We start from the raw sequence: 17,372 nt of genomic DNA, 5'->3' as shown, positions 1-17,372 counted from the left end.
TGACAAGAAGCCAGGATTTAAAGAGAGCACAAAATGAAGAATCTCTACTTATCTAACTATCACGACCAACGTTGGGATTGGACACGTTCAGCGGTAACTAAGTTTAGGAGTGGTTTTAAACGCTTTGATGGTTATGGGGAAGATAAGGAACAAGTCTATATCGGTGTTTATGGACCCACTCAAGTCGGGAAAACAACCTTTATTTTAACACTATTAGGGATTGAATTTGACCGCATTCAATCATTGTCGGATGCACTGCGGGGCGGACGAGCCAAAGGAAAGTCCGCCACGATTACGTGTACCATTTTTACAAAAGCAAATGATGCCAACTTTCATATAACCTGGCCTTCAGGACAAAAGTTTTCTTGTTCGACACTTGAGCAGGTGGAGGAAGTCATGTTTCGTTTGCGAAATGGGATTTATCGAGAAGAGCCATTTTCGCATGTCCCGTTAAGGGTTGAAATTCCGGGCCATTATTTCAATCAGAGTGATATCGACCGGCGAGTTCGCGATTTAGCAATTATTGATTTACCAAGAGATGATAGTAAGGACCATAACGAGATGCATCATGTAAACCGCGTTCTAAAAGAATATCTTAGCCGCTGTAAGGTGTTCCTTATTATGGAAATCGCCAGCCAAATGACGAATCTAACCAAACTCGACAAGGAGTTTATGAAGGATTGGATGGTTCTTCCAGAGCAGTTCCGTATTTTATTAACGCGAAGTGTAACCAATGGTTCAGTGATGCAATCCATTCTAGACGGTCAGGTGTCAACGGTTGAGGAGTTCAAAACAGTTTATCGGAGCGAACTTAACCGTGTCAGCGAAATGGATGATGTCGGAACGGCTGTCTATCCGCTTGAGTTTGGTGATTCTTGGACGGATTTACAGCAAACCCAACCGGATCTTTTCCATCAAACGAATCAATGGATCCAAGCGATCTTTACTGAATTAGTCGAGGATTTAACCCAAATTGATTCGCCCGAACAAGCAATAAGAAAGATTAAATCAATGGAACGCTACATCGTGACAAAACAGCAAAAAGAAGTCGAAGCGTTGGAAGCAGAGAAGAACAAACTCGTCCAAGAACTTGAGGAACAGGAATGGATGGCTAGTCAGCTGGCGAAAAAGCTGGAAAGTGGAAAGGAAAAGATTGTGGGAATGGAAGCCGAATTAGCGACGATCGGCTCCTTTTTCGAGGTTAAAATGCCGCCCATCTTTATTCCTAGTTGGCCGGCATTACACTATGCGGAAAAAAAGGCTTCCTATTTAAGACAGCAATTTGATGCAGAAGTTGAGAATTTAAGTAAGGCGGCACAGGAGTATGTCGAGGAGTTTAATCGGTACAAGAAGAAACTATCAAGACAATATCAAGTGGACCTCCCCGTTATGACATTTCCAAACAAGCTATTTGAAACGTCTCTCTCCATTGATTATAAGCTGGATCGTTATTTTAAAGAGAGTACGTACTCAACGGATGTGACTGTCGCTGAAAGGAAGCTTGAACGTATTTTTCAAGAGTTTATCGATTATACAAAGAAAGACATCGATGAAGTTAAACAAGCTTTACATAAAAAAATGACCTTACAAAATATGATTTGTGATGAATATAAGGAACAACAAAAACAGCAGGTAATTGAAAATAGATGTCTTCAAACTAAAATGAAAGCATTAACCAAAAAAAGTGAGAAAGCCAATAAGGAATGGCAAGAAGATATCGAACGTTCACGGAAGCTAGATCTATTTTTAATGGAAGGTTTTATTGAACAATCCGCTATCTATAAAGGGCTTTTGCTTGATCAACGTACAGCCAAAACAGATAGATGGGTGATCCATCAATATTGGAATCTATTAAAAATTCAGGCCGGGAGGATCATTGACTATGAGTACTAGTACGGAAGTGAATTTTAAACAAGCGTTAAAAGACTTGCAAGAGGTTAATGATCAGCTTTTCTATGGTGAACTGAAGGGTAAGATGGAGCAGCATTTGCATCAGTTAGAGACTGAATATGCTAAAGTGGAGCACACGATGGAGGGTGCTGCGTTTAAATTAGAACGTTTCGAACAAGCAATGCATCAGTTAAATCAAACATTGGCAGAGCGCCAAAAAGAACACTATGAAACCATGGAGTCTGCGTTACAGGGCCATATTGCGAAGCAGCAGGAAATTCTTAAGGAACATTTTGAAATGAATACCCGTTGGTTGGAGCAGCAAATCAATCAGTTCAAAATACTGCTCACCACGCTGACAGACGATGTGTTTAAAAATAACCAGGAAGTAAAATCAGGCTTTAGCTATTTTGAAGCCATCATGAATGATTCGGCAAATGCTTCTCAATTACAGCATGAAATGGCTCAACAATACCTTGAGGCACTTAGAGCTCAACAAGAAGAAGCATTTGCACTAGTTCAACAAAACCAAACCGAACAAAAGCACTCCACAAAAAAATGGATGACAGCCATTGTAGTCATCCAAGTGATCTTAACAGGAGCAGTTGCTGGATTGTATTTTCTTTGATTCATGGGTGATGCAGGGGGACGGTTCTTCTGTTCTATTTTGACTGAAAAGGGTAATTTGGTCATTTGTAACCAATTGCCCTTTTTTTATAGGCTCCTCGGTCACAAATATCTTTTATTGTGACCGAGGAGCCTGCTTTTTTCTGCACACCGGTCACAAAAAAAGATTATTATGCCCGCACCCCCGAATTTCCCGCTGTACCGGTCACAAAAACCGATTATTATGCCCGCGCCCCCGAATTTCCCGCTGTACTGGTCACAAAAACCGATTATTATGCCCGCGCCCCCGAATTTCCCGCTGTACCGGTCACAAAAACCGATTCTTATGCCCGCACCCCCGGACTTCCTGCCGTACCGGTCACAATTCCCTCCATGTCCTCCTTAATGACTATAGATCATGTTCACCCGCAAAAGAAAGTAGTAATAAAGTCTCATTGTAGAGGGATGAGGTCGACAAATTTGGAGAAAAAGGTGTAAAATGGTAAACAATTGGATGTTTTATACTATTTTCATAGTGATAATGGAATAAGTCTAAATCCCGGGGTCGGAATCAAATTTTACATAACGAATAAAGAGGTTGGAAATGAACGTATTAACAGCAGCACATACGGATATTGGAAATAAAAAAGCAACCAATCAAGATAGTTATCTATTAAAAATAGCCGAAACGTCTGTTGGGACGGTTGTTTTAGCGGTCATTTGCGACGGCATGGGCGGACTATCCAAAGGGGAAGTGGCCAGTGCCAGTGTGATTAACGCTTTCTCCGATTGGTTTGAGCAGGAATTGCCCCACCAGCTAACTGCAAATCCGCTCGATGCGATTCAGTCTAGCTGGGAACGGATCGTCCAAGAACAAAACATACGGATCGCAGCCCACGGGCAGAAAGTGAACATTCAGCTTGGAACCACGCTTACCGCACTGCTTCTAATTGACGCAAAATTCTTACTAATTGGTCATGTTGGCGACACGCGGGTTTATCGGATGAATGATCAACAGATGGAAATCCTGACAGAGGACCAGACCGTCGTAGGCAGAGAGGTTAGAAGAGGTACTTTAACTCCCGAACAGGCCAAAACAGATCCGCGAAAAAATGTTCTTTTGCAATGTATTGGGGCCTCTAGAATTGTTGAACCTTCCTATGTTACAGGGCAGCCGGCTGCCGGCGAAGTATTTATGCTTTGTTCGGATGGCTTTCGCAACAAGCTGACAGACAATGAAATTTTTACACAATTCTCGCCACGTGTGTTAGTGGATGAAGCGAGGATGGAGCAAAAAGCTAAGGAATTGGTTGATCTTAATAAGCAGCGGCAGGAGACCGATAACATCACCGTCATGCTTATTAAAATTTTGTAAGGATGGGGAAATGGTTTGGCAGCGATAGGGTCTGTAATCGAAGGAAAATATGAAATACTGAAATTGATTGGAAAAGGCGGTATGTCAAAGGTGTATCTGGCCATGGACAAACGTCTGAACAAGCAGTGGGCGGTCAAAGAGATTGAAAAAAAGGCGCGCGATAAGAACAACGAGGTAGTCATTCAGAGTGCGATCGCCGAAGCCAATATGATTAAAAGGCTTGACCATCCTTCTTTGCCGCGGATTGTCGACATCTTAGATAAGGAAGACGTTATCTATGTCATCATGGACTACATCGAAGGGGAACCACTGAGCAAGATACTAGAAGAGTACGGTGCTCAGCCGCAGGATCAAGTGATTGAATGGGCGAAGCAGCTCTGTGAGGTGCTCGATTACTTACATACGAATAACCCTCCGATTATTTATCGGGATATGAAACCGGCCAATGTTATGCTGAAGCCGGATGGCAATTTAAAATTGGTAGACTTTGGGATTGCTAGAGAGTACAAAAAAGAAAACCTTGCTGACACGGTGAATTTAGGGACAAAAGGATATGCCGCACCTGAACAGTTCGGCGGCAAAGGGCAAACCGATCCTAGAACGGATGTTTATTGCCTTGGGGTCACACTCTATCACATGGTAACAGGGAAAAATCCAAGTGAGCCTCCCTACGAATTATATCCGATCAGGCATTGGAATCCTCAATTATCAGGCGGGTTGGAAAAAATCATTCAAAAATGTACACAGCTTAATCCGGAAGACCGCTATCAATCCTGTGCTGAGCTATTGTATGCTTTGAATCATTATGAAGAAGTCGATGATCTTTTTCGGGCCAAACAAAAGGCTAAGCTTCGCAACTTTAGCATTCTAGCGGGTTCGGCCCTTATCTGCCTGCTAGTCGGCATTACGGGCCAACTCATGAACATCAAGAAGACAGATGACAACTACGACCATAATATCCAGCTGGCGAAGACTGCCACAACGGATTCAAGCAGGGTGGACTATTATTTAAAGGCAATTGAGATTAAGCCTACAGTGAATGATGCCTATATTGGTTTACTTAATACGTTTAAAAATGATACGGCTTTTACCGAATCGGAAGAAGAACAATTTAGGAAAAAGATTGACGTCCATCAAATGAAGCTCCGCGAAAATCCTGATTATGCTGACCTTGCCTTTGAAGTGGGAAAAATCTATTGGTACTACTATGATTACGGAAAAACAGAAGGCAGTGACAATCAAATTACCCGGATGAAAAGTTCTGTCCAATGGTTTGAAGATGCGGTTAAGTACGGTTCTAAGACCAGCCCTTATTACGAAATGGCGGTCATTTATCGAGATATTGGCAAGTTTAATCAAGAAATTACCATGCAAATTGAAGAAGCCTCTGATAAAGGCAAATATGTTCCCTATTGGAAAAGCATCAAAAACCTCATTAAACTAGTGGATCAGAACCCTGATGAAAGTGAAATTGTAAAACTAGAACTCTATAAATTGACGATGTTTTCAGTGGAAAACTATTCGAGAAAGTTTAAATTGGATGGCGTAAAGGAAAGCGACCTTCGTGCAGTGATTGAGTCTGTGCAGCAACGTACAAACAAAATACCGAAAACGTCAGATAAAATTGAAGCCATTAAACAGGAAGTGCTCAATCGCTATGAGGTAACCCAAAGCGCCATTGATCATGCCTATAGAAGCGAATAGGGGGGAATACGTTTGGATGCAACCACTTGGCTCACCATTTCAATCATTGGGTATTCCCTTGCCGGAGTACTGTTTGTGGTCAGCGTTTATCTTTTTATAAAAATGAATATACCGGCCGTAATTGGCAACTTGACGGGCAGAACGGCAGCAAAGCAAATCCGCGAAATCCGGGAACAAACCAGTTCAGAAGGCAAGCGGCATACCCCTAGTCCGTTAGAAAGGATCACGAGGGGGCGTTCAGGCCGGCTGGGGAAAACTGGACCAACCAAGGGTCCCCAATCCATGGCGCCAGTACCAGACACTGTGTTATTAGGCAGTGAGGCGACCGAGCTGCTTGTGGAAGAGACGGATGTGTTAACGTCGCCTGTCACCGAAGAATTGTACCATGGTGATCTCGAAGAAACTACTGTATTGGATGCAACGGTAGTATTAGACAGCGAGGAACCACCGATTCCGACTGTTGCGTTTAAAATCGTGAAAGACATCAAGGTTACTCATACGAGTGAAGTGATATAAGCAAACGGCAGCTCGTTGACTAGCTGCAAATAGATGAATCAAGGGGAGAGGTAAATGATTTTTAAAAAGAAGAAATGGAAGGCAAAGCTCACGCGCGTTGTGGCAGTGGTTTTGGCCATCATGCTGGTTGCGTACAACTTCCCAGCAGGGTTGTTTACGAATGCATTTGCTGAAACAACGGCGGATACTCAGGTGATCACGACTGAGCCGGCTAACGAAAGTGAACCGCCTGTCAGCAATCCAGAAGCGCCGCCAAGTAATCCTGAAGAACCTGCTGTAAATCCTCCAGCTGCAACCCATGCGGTTACCATCATTAGTGAGGGTGAGGGGAGCGGCATCGTAAGCGTTAATGATGTAAAGTATACGGGCAAACCGCTTCAGGTAAAGGAAGGGCCCGTAACGATTAAAATGGATCCGAACGAGGATTCCGAGATCAAGTCGATTAAAATCGGTGATCAAGCTGAGAAAACTGTTTCAAAGGAAGATAAGGATGGTTACACTGAAACCATTTCATCGCTTACGGCTGATACCACGATTGTGATCGAATTTGTGTTAAAAACCTATCCGATTACCTTTGATTCCTATGAACATGGCACCATCAAGAACGATGCCGATGGTCAGGTTATTACACCTGATAAACCAAACAAAGTCAATCATGGAACAGACTATACGTTTACAGTTATTCCAGAACAGGGCTACCATGTAGCAGGGATTACGATTGATACCACCGCGATTGATTTGAAGAATGATCCGCAGGTTACGAAACAACCAGATGGCAGCTATACATACACATTCAAAAATCTAACAGACCAACATAGAGTCAAGGCAGACTTTGCGGTGAACACCTACGTCCTGACCTTTCAATACGATAGTAAGGACGGCGAAGTGAGGGATGGTTCTAATGAAACCCTTATTTCAAACGGCGGAACGGTCACGGTAAATTATGGGGCGATCCCTACTTTTAAGGTGACACCGGTAACCGGTTATCATATTCAGAGTATTACATTCGGTAAGGACTCAATTCCCTTGCCGTCCGATGTGACTACCACGACAAAAGCGCATGAATTCAAAGCGCCAAGAGAAGTGACAGAAGATCAAAAGGTAGTTGTTGTCTTTGCGATTAACACCTACAAGGTGACAGTAGCAGATCCTGATAACGGTGAAGTGACACTGGATAAGGATACCGCCGAGTACAACGGTGAAGCGACAGTCACCATCACACCTGATTATGACTATCAGGTAGAAAAGGTCATCGTGAATGGAAAAGAATTCACGGAAGGCATAAATCCGAATGATGATGGCAGTTTCACTTATACTGTAAAAAATATTACGACGGAAACCAACATCCAGGTGGTCTTAGTCAAAAGTGTCGTTTTAGACGGTTCGTGGCAGGAATACGTCACGATTAAAGCAGATTCTAGTGCCGTTGCGAAAGAACCTTATAAGCAAGGGAATAAAGAAATACGCATCTATTCCCCTAAAGCACAAGTGAGTATGATTCCGAAAGAAGGAACGTCATATAATCGTGTAAGCTATCAAAGTAATAATTTTGGAACGAAATGGAAACCAGAGCATGTCATTAGCAATCCTACTTCCATAGAAAAGATGAAGGTAAGGACTAATGGCCAGCGTCTAAGTGAACGAACAATTATTTTACCTGGTGATATCTACCTTGTATTTGATACGAAAAGTCCGGTTATAAACGACTTGAAATTGGATGGCCCCCATCCTGCTTCGGTAGATAGTAAGAATTGGTTCAGCGGCGCTGTGACCATTTCAGGCACGATTGAAAATGGCAATCAGTCGTTTGAAGACATCTCTTATGCATCTGATATTGATAAAGTTTTCTATAGTAAGGATTCTGAAGGAACAGCAACGGAGATTCCATTTGATAATAAGAAAAATGGTTTTTCCTTCACCACAGCGGATGGAGATTATCAAGGTGTTTATAAAATCTGGGCAGTGGATAAGGCCGGTAATCAATCACAAGTTCAAACTGTCTCTATTAACATCGACCAAACGAAGCCCGCGCTTGCGGATGGCAGAGCCGTTAAAGTAGAGCAAATCAACGACGATCCATGGTCTGAGTTTTTAAATGCGGTTACGTTTGGAATGTTCTTTAATAAAGGCATTAAAGTAACCGTTCAAGCGAAGGATGGTGCTTCCGGAGTTGAGAAGATCGCCTTGAATGCCATTCCAAAGCATACAGGTGATCAACCGGTTGTCCCAAAATTTCTGAGTGAATCTTTTAGTAAAGACGCAAGAACAGCTCAAGCTGAATTCTTGATTGACGAAGAAAGCTTCGAAGGAACCTTTTCGGTCGAGGTGACTGACCGTGTAGGCAATCATGACACCTATGATGTGACAAAGGATAATATCAATCCTGAAGGCAATCCATTATTCATGATAGACCGGAAAAAACCAACAGCGGAAATTACCGTTACTCCGCAAAAAGCAGAAGAACCGTATGTAACGGTTAATGAGTCTACCGGTCAAGAAACGGAATATTATCGTGATGATGTGAAATTAGATATTAAAGCGGTGGATGACCAATCAGGTGTGAAAACCGTGAAGATTGACCTCAACGGCAAGAAATACAAAGAATACGATTTTTCTAAGGGCGAGAATAAGCAAGTGAATCCAGCGATAGATTCAATTGACACTAGCACGCTCACGGAAGAGGGCCGATTATACGATTTCTCCGTTGATGTGAACGATAATGCCGGCAACAAAATCGAGAATCAAGCGAGAAAGACGGTCTATATTGATGAAAATGCGCCAATCCTTGAGGACGGCGAGGCGGTTACTTTTGAGGTAGTCAATGATACGACGATTGCGAAAGTGTTGAACTTCTTGACATTTGGTACCTTCTTCAACAAACAGATTGCCGTGAAGGTCAAAGTGAAAGACGACGCTTCGGGAATTAAGGATCTTGTACTGAAGGCCATTCCTGCTGATGAGGATGGAAAAGCACCGACGCTGGACCGTACCAGCTTTACAAAAGAAGGGTTGACAGCGGAAGCAGCGTACACCCTCGATGCTGACTATTTTAAAGGGACATTCCATGTCGAAGTGACTGACAATGTAAACAATAAGAGTGCGGAACCTTATATGGTGACTAGCGCCAATTCCAATATGAAAGCAAAAGACAGCGGCGTGGTCATGATTGAGAAGTCAGCACCTGAGGCAAGCATTCATATTACTCCGCAAACGGGTGTCACTTCTTATGTGGATGCAGCAAAGAAAGAATTTTACAGTGGCGAAGCGACCTATGATGTGGAGGTTCAAGATCCGGATTCAGGTGTCAATGCCGCTAATGTTCATGTGAATGACCAATTAATTGACGAGTACTATTTTGATGAACAAGATTCGCTACAAAGCAAACCGGACCTAACCGCGGTGAACACAAATGATGCGCGAATTAGCCGAAATGAAGATGGTTCGTACCGTATTTTTGCTGAAGTAGTCGATAATGCGGGAAATGCGAATCAAGCAGAAAGAACGATCTATATTGATGAAACGGCTCCGGAAATCACCGACTTTACGTTCACCAATCGAGAGCACAATGAAAATGCCACCGATACACTAAAAAATGCAGTCGAAAAAACGGATTATGGATTTTATTTTAAAAGTCCAATTCAGGTGACGGTAAAAGCAGTCGATCCAGATAAGGAAAATGATTTTGAAGCAACCAGTAAAGTGAAATCCATGGTGGTTTACCTGCAGGATCACGAAAATGGGAAGTTCTTCGCGGTGCTTGCCAATGGATCATTAAAAGAAATGAAGCAGTCAGAGCTTGGCAGTATTGCCCCTATCGCGACAAACAGTCTGGTTACGTTCAATGTTCCAGCGTCCTTTAAGGGACAAATTTTTGCCAAGGCAACCGATTATGTAGAAAACACGAGTGGGTTTGTCACACCGGATGGCACCGTCATCGAGGATGAAAAACAGCACGCAAAAGAATCACATATTCTGCTAGAAAAAGCGAAAACAACCTATACAGATAACAATAAATTAGAGCTTTATAACAAAGATGTAAATGTGAAGGTCACCGTGACCGATACGTATTCAGGAATTAGCGATATTGATTGGTCGGTTGTGGCGCCATATGATACGGACAAAAACCAAACAGGCCACATCACGATTAATAATGACAAAACCTATGCAGCAGGCAGCACGCCGCAAGGCTGGACGCAAACCAAGACAGATCAGAACCTTGTGACCGAGATGACCAAGACGCTTACAGTGAACCACAATAGTAATGGGATTGTCGTGAAAGTGAAGATAACCGACCGTGCAGGAAACGTAACGGAACAGGAAATGAAGTTCAGCATTGATAAAACAGCTCCGTCCATGAAGGTTACGTATGATAACAACAAGGCCGATCCAGATCACGCTGATTTTTACAAAGAAAACCGAACAGCGACGATTGTTATTACGGAGCGGAATTTCAAACCGGAAGATGTCGTCCATGTGATCACGAATACGGATGGAGCCATCCCGAATTTAGTTGGCTGGACCACATCAGCGAATGCTGGCAATCCAGATCTAACGACGCATACGGCAACGATTAAATACAGTGCGGATGGCGATTATACGTTTGATATCAGCTATAAAGATAATGCTCAAAATCCAGCACCTGCCTTTATTCAGCAGAAGTTTACTCTTGATAAAACGATCCCTGTTATCAAGGTATCGTATAGCAACAATAGCAGCTCAAACGGCAACTATTATAAAGCAGACCGAACAGCGACGATTTCGGTAACGGAGCATAACTTCGATGCAAGCCGGATTAAAGTGGCAGGCAGTGCCACCATTGACGGAAAGGCAGCAGGCTTCCCGAAAACAAGCGGGTGGACCAAACGTGGCGATGTGAACACTGCGACGATTCATTATGGAGCGGATGGCAAATATAGCTTTGACATTGATTTCACCGACATGGCCGGTAATGTCGCAGCTGATTATAAAACAGAGGAATTTTACGTAGACAAAACGGCGCCGGCGCTAGCGATTACTGGTGTGAAGGATCAATCGGCTAATAAAGGCGATGTCACTCCGGTGATTACGTATTCCGATACGAACTTCGATAAAAAGGGCGTCAGTATCAAGCTAGCTGCTGCTAATAACAAATCCGTCAAATTAGCAGGAAGCTATACGGATGTGCCGAACGGTCAGATTTATACGTATAAAAACTTTGAAAAGATTAAGCAAAATGATGATATTTATACTTTAACGGCATCGCTGGTTGACTATGCAGGCAATACCACGACGCAAACGATTCAGTTTTCAGTCAACCGCTTTGGTTCTGTCTATGTATTTGACGATGCTTTGAAAAAAATCGAAGGCAAATACGTACAGAATGAGTCGGATGTTATTGTGACCGAAACGAACGTGGACAGCTTAAAACGCGAAAGTATGAAAGTAAAGGTAACGAAAAATGGTACACCTTCTGATTTAACGGAAGGAAAAGATTTTACCGTCTCTCACAAGGGCGGCAAGGGCCAATGGAGTCAGTATACGTATGTTATTGATAAAGCATTGTTTAGTGATGATGGTAAATACACAGTAGCGTTATTCTCAGAAGACGCTGCGGGGAATATCAATGAAAATATCGATGAGACGAAAAAAGCAGAAATCTCCTTTGGAATTGATAAAACCTCTCCTGTCATCGTGCCGATTGATCTCGAAAGCGGTGAACAGTATCCAGTTGAAACAAAGCCTGTGACTTTTTCTGTCAAGGATAATCTTGTTTTAAATGGAGCAGAAATTTACCTGAATGGTAAAAAGGTAGAGTACAAGGAAGATGGCGAGAAGTATACAATTGCCATCCCTAGCTCGAACTCGAAGCAGGCCGTCAAGGTTGTCGCTGTCGATGCGGCAGGGAACGAATTGACGAAAAAAGTGGATGATATCCTCGTGTCCACGAATGTATTCGTTCGCTGGTATAACAATAAACCGGCATTTGCCGGGTCGATCGGTGGAATAGGCGGTCTTTCCATCGCTGCCGCCGCGATCGTCCTTTACCGTAAACAGAGGAGAAAAGAAGAAGAGACTGAGCGTGTAGAAGGATAATCTAAAAATCCGTTTGATTTTGCAAAATTGGCACCAAAAGCCCCTGCTATGTAGACAGAATAGCTATCTAGTGTCACATAGCAGGGGTCTTTATTGAATATAGTTGATTTATCAGCGAATTTTGAGAGTTTATCAGCGAATCTACCATTATATCAGCGCATTTCACCACTTTATCAGCGAATTTTCACTTTTATCAGCGAATCGCAAAAAGCTACAACCTAAAATACATAATAAAAACAATAGACCATAGCACATTATTAAGTGGTGCAGGGAGAGAAGGAACTTGATTTTAACACTTTTTGATAAAGGTAAAGCATTTAACCTTGTTTTACCTGAGAAAATAACCGGACGATATGTCTTATCCTCAGAGGATGCGAACGGTCACTCCATTGATTTGATGGCGATTGAAGCGGAGGACGGAAAGTGGCACCTGAAGTCCAACAAATTTGCCTACTTAAAGGGACCTGCGGACGAAAGGCCAGCCAAACTAGTGGTCGAACCGTTTCAAACCTATACGATTTATCGAGACCTTGAAAGCCCTGCGCTTTTGTATGTGGAACCATACAGTGAAGACCGAAATGAATTTACCAAACATATGGTGACCACCAATGTGGTCAAAATTGGACGCTCCAAGGAAAGCGATATTTGTTTCAACAATAAATTGGTGTCAAGTTCCCATTGCCGGATTGAGTACCATTCCCAAGGTAAGGCCGTTATTAAGGATGACAATAGTTCAAATGGTACCTATGTGAATGGAGAAAAAATTCAAGTGAAGGAACTTTCGATTGGTGATGTCATTTCCGTGATGGGATTGCGTATCATTTTTAACGGAAAATTACTTTCCTTAAATAATCCGCACCAAATGGTCTTTTTGGATCGTCACGCCTTTAAACCGGTAGCGATGAATCAGCCGATCCTGGAAGATGAAGACGATTTGGATGAGTTTTTGGTGGAAGAACCAAACAATGATTTGTTTTTCCGCTCGCCGCGCTTTAAACGTGATATTGAGAAGAGGACGATTAAGATCGATGCGCCGCCGCAGCCGAATACGTTAGAAGAAACGCCCTTGATGTTAATGCTTGGTCCATCGTTGACGATGGGGATGGGCTCGTTGTTCATGGGAATCTTTACGGTGCAGAATGTGATGCGGAGCAATGGGGATATCAGGAACGCCATCCCTACGCTGGTGATGTCCGTTAGTATGATGATCGGCACGATTCTGTGGCCGATTTTAACGAAACGGCATGAAAAGAAAAAGAAAATCGAACATGAAAAAATAAGACAAGAAAAATATAGTGCGTACCTAAAAGAAATGGAACAGGTCATTGCTGACGAGTGCCGCTATCAACGGGAGATTTTACACGAAAATCACATTTCTCTCGATCGCTGCTTAGAGCGGATTCAACAGCGAGAACGAAATTTGTGGGAACGAGTTATCGGACAAAATGATTTCTTAAAGGTACGAGTCGGGCTCGGCGATTTGCCGCTTGAGGCAGAAATCAAATATCCTGAGAAGAAATTTACCCTCCATGATGATCAGCTCCAGGATGAGCTATATCAATTGGTGGAAACACCGCCGATTTTAAAACAGGTTCCTGTTACGGTATCGCTTATGGAAGAGCGAGTCAGCGGGATTATCGGCAAACGGGAAAAAGTAATCGACTTTGTCAAAGGGATTATTTTTCAACTGGCTTCCTTACATAGTTATGATGAACTAAAAATGGTCTTTATTTATGACGAGCATGAACAAGACAGCTGGAAGTTTGCCAAATGGCTTCCCCATACGTGGGACAATGAAAAGAACATTCGCTTTATCGCCTCCTCTTCAAGCGAGGTGAAGGAGCTGTCCGCCTATTTAGAAAAAGAAATCGCCGCACGGAACGAGATTGCTGAGAGTGAGCTCGATTCGATTACCCAGCATTATGTCGTGTTTTCAATGAGTAAAGAGCTAGCCGGGAAAGCGGAGATGGTCAATTTACTGTTAAAAGAAAAGAAGAACATTGGGTTCAGCTTAATGACGCTTTACAATGAACTGGAAATGCTCCCGAAAGAATGTACGAATGTGGTTGAACTGGGTGAGTCCATTAGCAAAATCTACGATAAAGATGATATTTCAGGGACATACCAGCCCTTCCAAGCGGATATCTACTTTGATCAGGATGCGGAGGAAATGGCGGTGCAATTAGCCAACATCCAGCTGGCCTCATCTGTAGAAGCCTATACACTGCCGGACATGCTGACCTTCTTAGAAATGTTTGGTGTCGGGAAAGTCGAGCACTTGAATGCGCCGACAAGATGGAAGGAAAATAATCCAACCCTGACAATCGAGACACAGATTGGTGTGAACCAGTCGGGAGAACCATTTAAGATTGACCTGCATGAAAAATACCATGGACCGCATGGCTTGATTGCCGGGATGACGGGTTCTGGTAAAAGTGAATTTATTATGACGTTCATTCTGTCGTTAGCTGTGAACTATCATCCGGATGAAGTGGCATTTATTTTAATTGACTATAAGGGCGGAGGGATGGCCAATGCCTTCCTCAACTTACCGCATCTGGCCGGTACGATTACCAACCTGGACGGGGCGGCTGTCAAACGCTCACTCGTGTCGATTCAAAGTGAATTAAAACGGCGCCAGGCTATTTTCAGCGAAACAAGCAGGCGGTTGAATGAAAGTAATATTGATATCTATAAGTATCAAAAGCTATACCGTGAAGGGGTCGTCAAGGAGCCTTTACAGCATTTGTTTATGATTTCGGATGAGTTTGCAGAATTAAAAACGCAGCAGCCTGAATTTATGAACCAACTCGTTAGTGCCGCCCGTATTGGCCGGAGTCTCGGTGTCCATTTGATTTTGGCAACACAAAAGCCGTCTGGTGTCGTCGATGATCAAATTTGGAGTAACAGTAAGTTCCGCATCAGTTTAAAGGTGCAGGAAAAAGCGGACAGTATGGAAGTGATTAAACGTCCGGATGCTGCGGAAATCAAACAAACCGGCCGATTCTTCTTACAGGTTGGCTATAATGAATTATTTGAACTGGGTCAGTCTGCCTGGGCGGGTGCCCCTTATTATCCATCTGAAAAGAGTGAAACCACGAAAGATGATGGCATCGAGGTTATTGATAATTTAGGGCGTGTGCTCAAGTCCGCTCGAATCGATAAACGGAAAAGTAAATATAAAAATCCAACCAGTCAAATTGATGAGATTACGAAATACTTAGCGAATCTAGCAAGCCAGGAACATATTAAAGTGAAACCATTATGGTTAGAGCCTATTCCTGAGGTGATTTATCTAAACGAACTAAAGACGAAGTATCCGTCGGCAGCGAGCGATCGTTTCGAACTCAATCCAGTGATTGGCGAGGTGGACGATCCGGCCAATCAACGTCAGTTAGTGATGCGGCTGCCAATCTCTCAAGAAGGAAATACCGTCATTTACGGTGTAGCGGGCAGTGGTAAAACCACCTTCTTGACGACGCTGATTTATTCTTTAATGGAAGAACATACACCGGAAGAGGTTAATTTGTATTTGCTTGATTTCGGTTCCGAGACCTTAAATTGGTATCGTGAATCCCCGCATGTAGGCGACGTCATGTTGTCCCATGAAGGCGAGAAAATCGACAATCTGTTTAAAATGTTAAATGGTGAAATCGCGGCAAGAAAAAAACGATTCGCCCAATATGGCGGAGACTTCAGAACATACAACCAGCTGTCGGGTGCACCTGTCCCATCTATGGTGATTATGATTCATAATTACTCGGCATTTTCTGAGACGTATGAACAGTATGAGGAAATCATCTCGTATTTAACTCGGGAAGGGATTAAGTATGGCATTTACTTTGTGGTCACGGCCTTAAATACAGGGGCGATTCGCTATAAGCTGCTGCAAAACTTTAAGCAGCTGTATGTGCTTCAGTTGAATGACACGTCGGAATACTCGGGTGTTCTCGGCAATGTCGATGGCGTGTATCCATCTAAGTTTAAAGGAAGAGGTATTTTTAAAGCCGATGGTGTGTATGAATTCCAAACGGCCCATATTTCGAAAGAAGCTTCCAATCTGTATCACTTTGTCACCGACTATTCACGGAAATATCAGCAGCAATGGAACAAGAATGGGGCGAAACGTATCCCAATCTTGCCGGAAAAAGTAGATATGGAGTACCTGCAAGATGAAATCCAGTTTGGGAAGTCGAATATGATCCCAATTGGTGTGGAGAAAAACTCTTTAAGACTCGCGTCGTATGATTTTCATGGTTCTTTTGTTAACCTTGTCAGCTCGGCGACAATGGAAAACAGCTCGCGGTTTATGCAGGGACTGGCAGAAGTCATCGATTTGATGCAATCAGGTGATGAGATTATCGTGATCGACCCAGGCAGCATGTTTGACTATTCAGGCGAGCATTCTTACAAATATGTGAGTGAGCCAGCTCAATTAGAAGAAATGATTGTCTATCTATTTAATACCCTGGTTTTTCGAAACAATACCACCAAGGATGCACTGGATGAAGGCAGGGAAGCTCCGGTATTTGGGAACCTTACTTGCCTGATCCATTCGTTCAGTGAGTTACAGGGGTACCTATCGGAGGACGGAAAAGATAAATTAAAGGTCTTTTTAGAAAGAGGAAATGGTTTAAACGTGACCCTCATTCTATCGGACGCAGGCGACAAACTAAGCTCGTATTCGTATGAGAGCTGGTTCCAAAAACAAGCTTCGCTTAGTGAGGCAATCTGGGTGGGCAACGGCATAACAGACCAGTTTGCGCTAAAAATTAACAAGATTACCAACGATATGTACAAGGAAATTCCTGAAGACTTTGGTTATGTCGTCAGCAAAGGAAAAGTAAAGCTCGTCAAATTGCTGACGACATCTGTGGGTGAAGAGGGGGTACTGGAATATGCATAAGATTCTTGTCGAGATTTATAACCCTGCCAGTCATCACACGTATGATGTGTTCATTCCGATTAAAAGCAAGGTCTATGAAATTGCCTACTTGCTGGCCAATACGGCGTCTGAATTATCGCAGGGTTTCTATAAGGCAACCGAACAAACCGTCCTTTGTGACCGGGTCACGGGGCAGGTATTTGATATCAATCTGACCATTGAAGAACTTGGTTTGAAAAATGGATCGAAGCTGATGCTGCTGTAATAAGCTTGGATCCATCCTAAGCTGCCTCTAAAGGAAGGTGCATGATGAAATTAAAAAAA

Annotated in this window: 8 protein-coding genes; all 8 read left to right on the top strand. The window is 43.1% G+C overall.

The window, feature by feature from the left end; translation table 11 throughout:
* The first annotated feature begins 33 nt into the window (after positions 1-33).
* The 8 genes from AC4E8C_RS21555 to AC4E8C_RS21520 all read left to right on the top strand — a co-directional run bounded on the left by AC4E8C_RS21555 (position 34) and on the right by AC4E8C_RS21520 (position 17,313).
* Positions 34-1,893, top strand: coding sequence for a hypothetical protein (locus AC4E8C_RS21555; RefSeq protein ID WP_490208680.1), 1,860 nt, complete (start codon positions 34-36; stop codon positions 1,891-1,893).
* Positions 1,883-2,518 carry a hypothetical protein gene (locus tag AC4E8C_RS21550; RefSeq protein ID WP_490208679.1) on the top strand — a complete coding sequence of 212 codons (636 nt, stop codon included), beginning with the start codon at positions 1,883-1,885 and terminating at the stop codon, positions 2,516-2,518. The genes AC4E8C_RS21555 and AC4E8C_RS21550 overlap by 11 nt, the downstream gene beginning before the upstream one ends.
* 582 nt (positions 2,519-3,100) lie before the next feature.
* Positions 3,101-3,871, top strand: a complete 771-nt coding sequence (locus AC4E8C_RS21545; protein ID WP_490208678.1) for a PP2C family protein-serine/threonine phosphatase — start codon at positions 3,101-3,103, stop codon at positions 3,869-3,871.
* A gap of 15 nt (positions 3,872-3,886) precedes the next feature.
* Entirely contained in the window at positions 3,887-5,575 is a 1,689-nt protein-coding gene (locus AC4E8C_RS21540; RefSeq protein WP_490208677.1) for a protein kinase domain-containing protein, read from the top strand.
* 12 nt (positions 5,576-5,587) lie between these two features.
* Entirely contained in the window at positions 5,588-6,091 is a 504-nt protein-coding gene (locus AC4E8C_RS21535) for a hypothetical protein (protein ID WP_490208676.1), read from the top strand.
* A 54-nt stretch (positions 6,092-6,145) separates the two neighbouring features.
* A complete protein-coding gene (locus AC4E8C_RS21530) occupies positions 6,146-12,163 on the top strand; it encodes an Ig-like domain-containing protein (protein WP_490208675.1) in 6,018 nt (2,005 codons plus the stop codon).
* 283 nt (positions 12,164-12,446) lie between these two features.
* A complete protein-coding gene (essC, locus tag AC4E8C_RS21525) occupies positions 12,447-17,069 on the top strand; it encodes a type VII secretion protein EssC (RefSeq protein WP_490208674.1) in 4,623 nt (1,540 codons plus the stop codon).
* A complete protein-coding gene (locus AC4E8C_RS21520) occupies positions 17,062-17,313 on the top strand; it encodes a ubiquitin family protein (protein ID WP_490208673.1) in 252 nt (83 codons plus the stop codon). Before essC ends, AC4E8C_RS21520 begins: the two co-directional genes overlap by 8 nt.
* Positions 17,314-17,372: the final 59 nt, after the last annotated feature.

This window comes from Neobacillus sp. SRL179 (genome assembly GCF_984799095.1).
This window is presented reverse-complemented; position numbering and strand designations above follow the sequence as displayed.

Excerpts from the sequence above, each read along its gene's own strand:
- AC4E8C_RS21530 (WP_490208675.1), top strand. The coding sequence starts at position 6,146 with ATGATTTTTAAAAAGAAGAAATGGAAGGCAAAGCTCACGCGCGTTGTG.
- AC4E8C_RS21550 (WP_490208679.1), top strand. The coding sequence starts at position 1,883 with ATGAGTACTAGTACGGAAGTGAATTTTAAACAAGCGTTAAAAGACTTG.
- AC4E8C_RS21545 (WP_490208678.1), top strand. The coding sequence starts at position 3,101 with ATGAACGTATTAACAGCAGCACATACGGATATTGGAAATAAAAAAGCA.
- AC4E8C_RS21520 (WP_490208673.1), top strand. The coding sequence starts at position 17,062 with ATGCATAAGATTCTTGTCGAGATTTATAACCCTGCCAGTCATCACACG.
- AC4E8C_RS21555 (WP_490208680.1), top strand. The coding sequence starts at position 34 with ATGAAGAATCTCTACTTATCTAACTATCACGACCAACGTTGGGATTGG.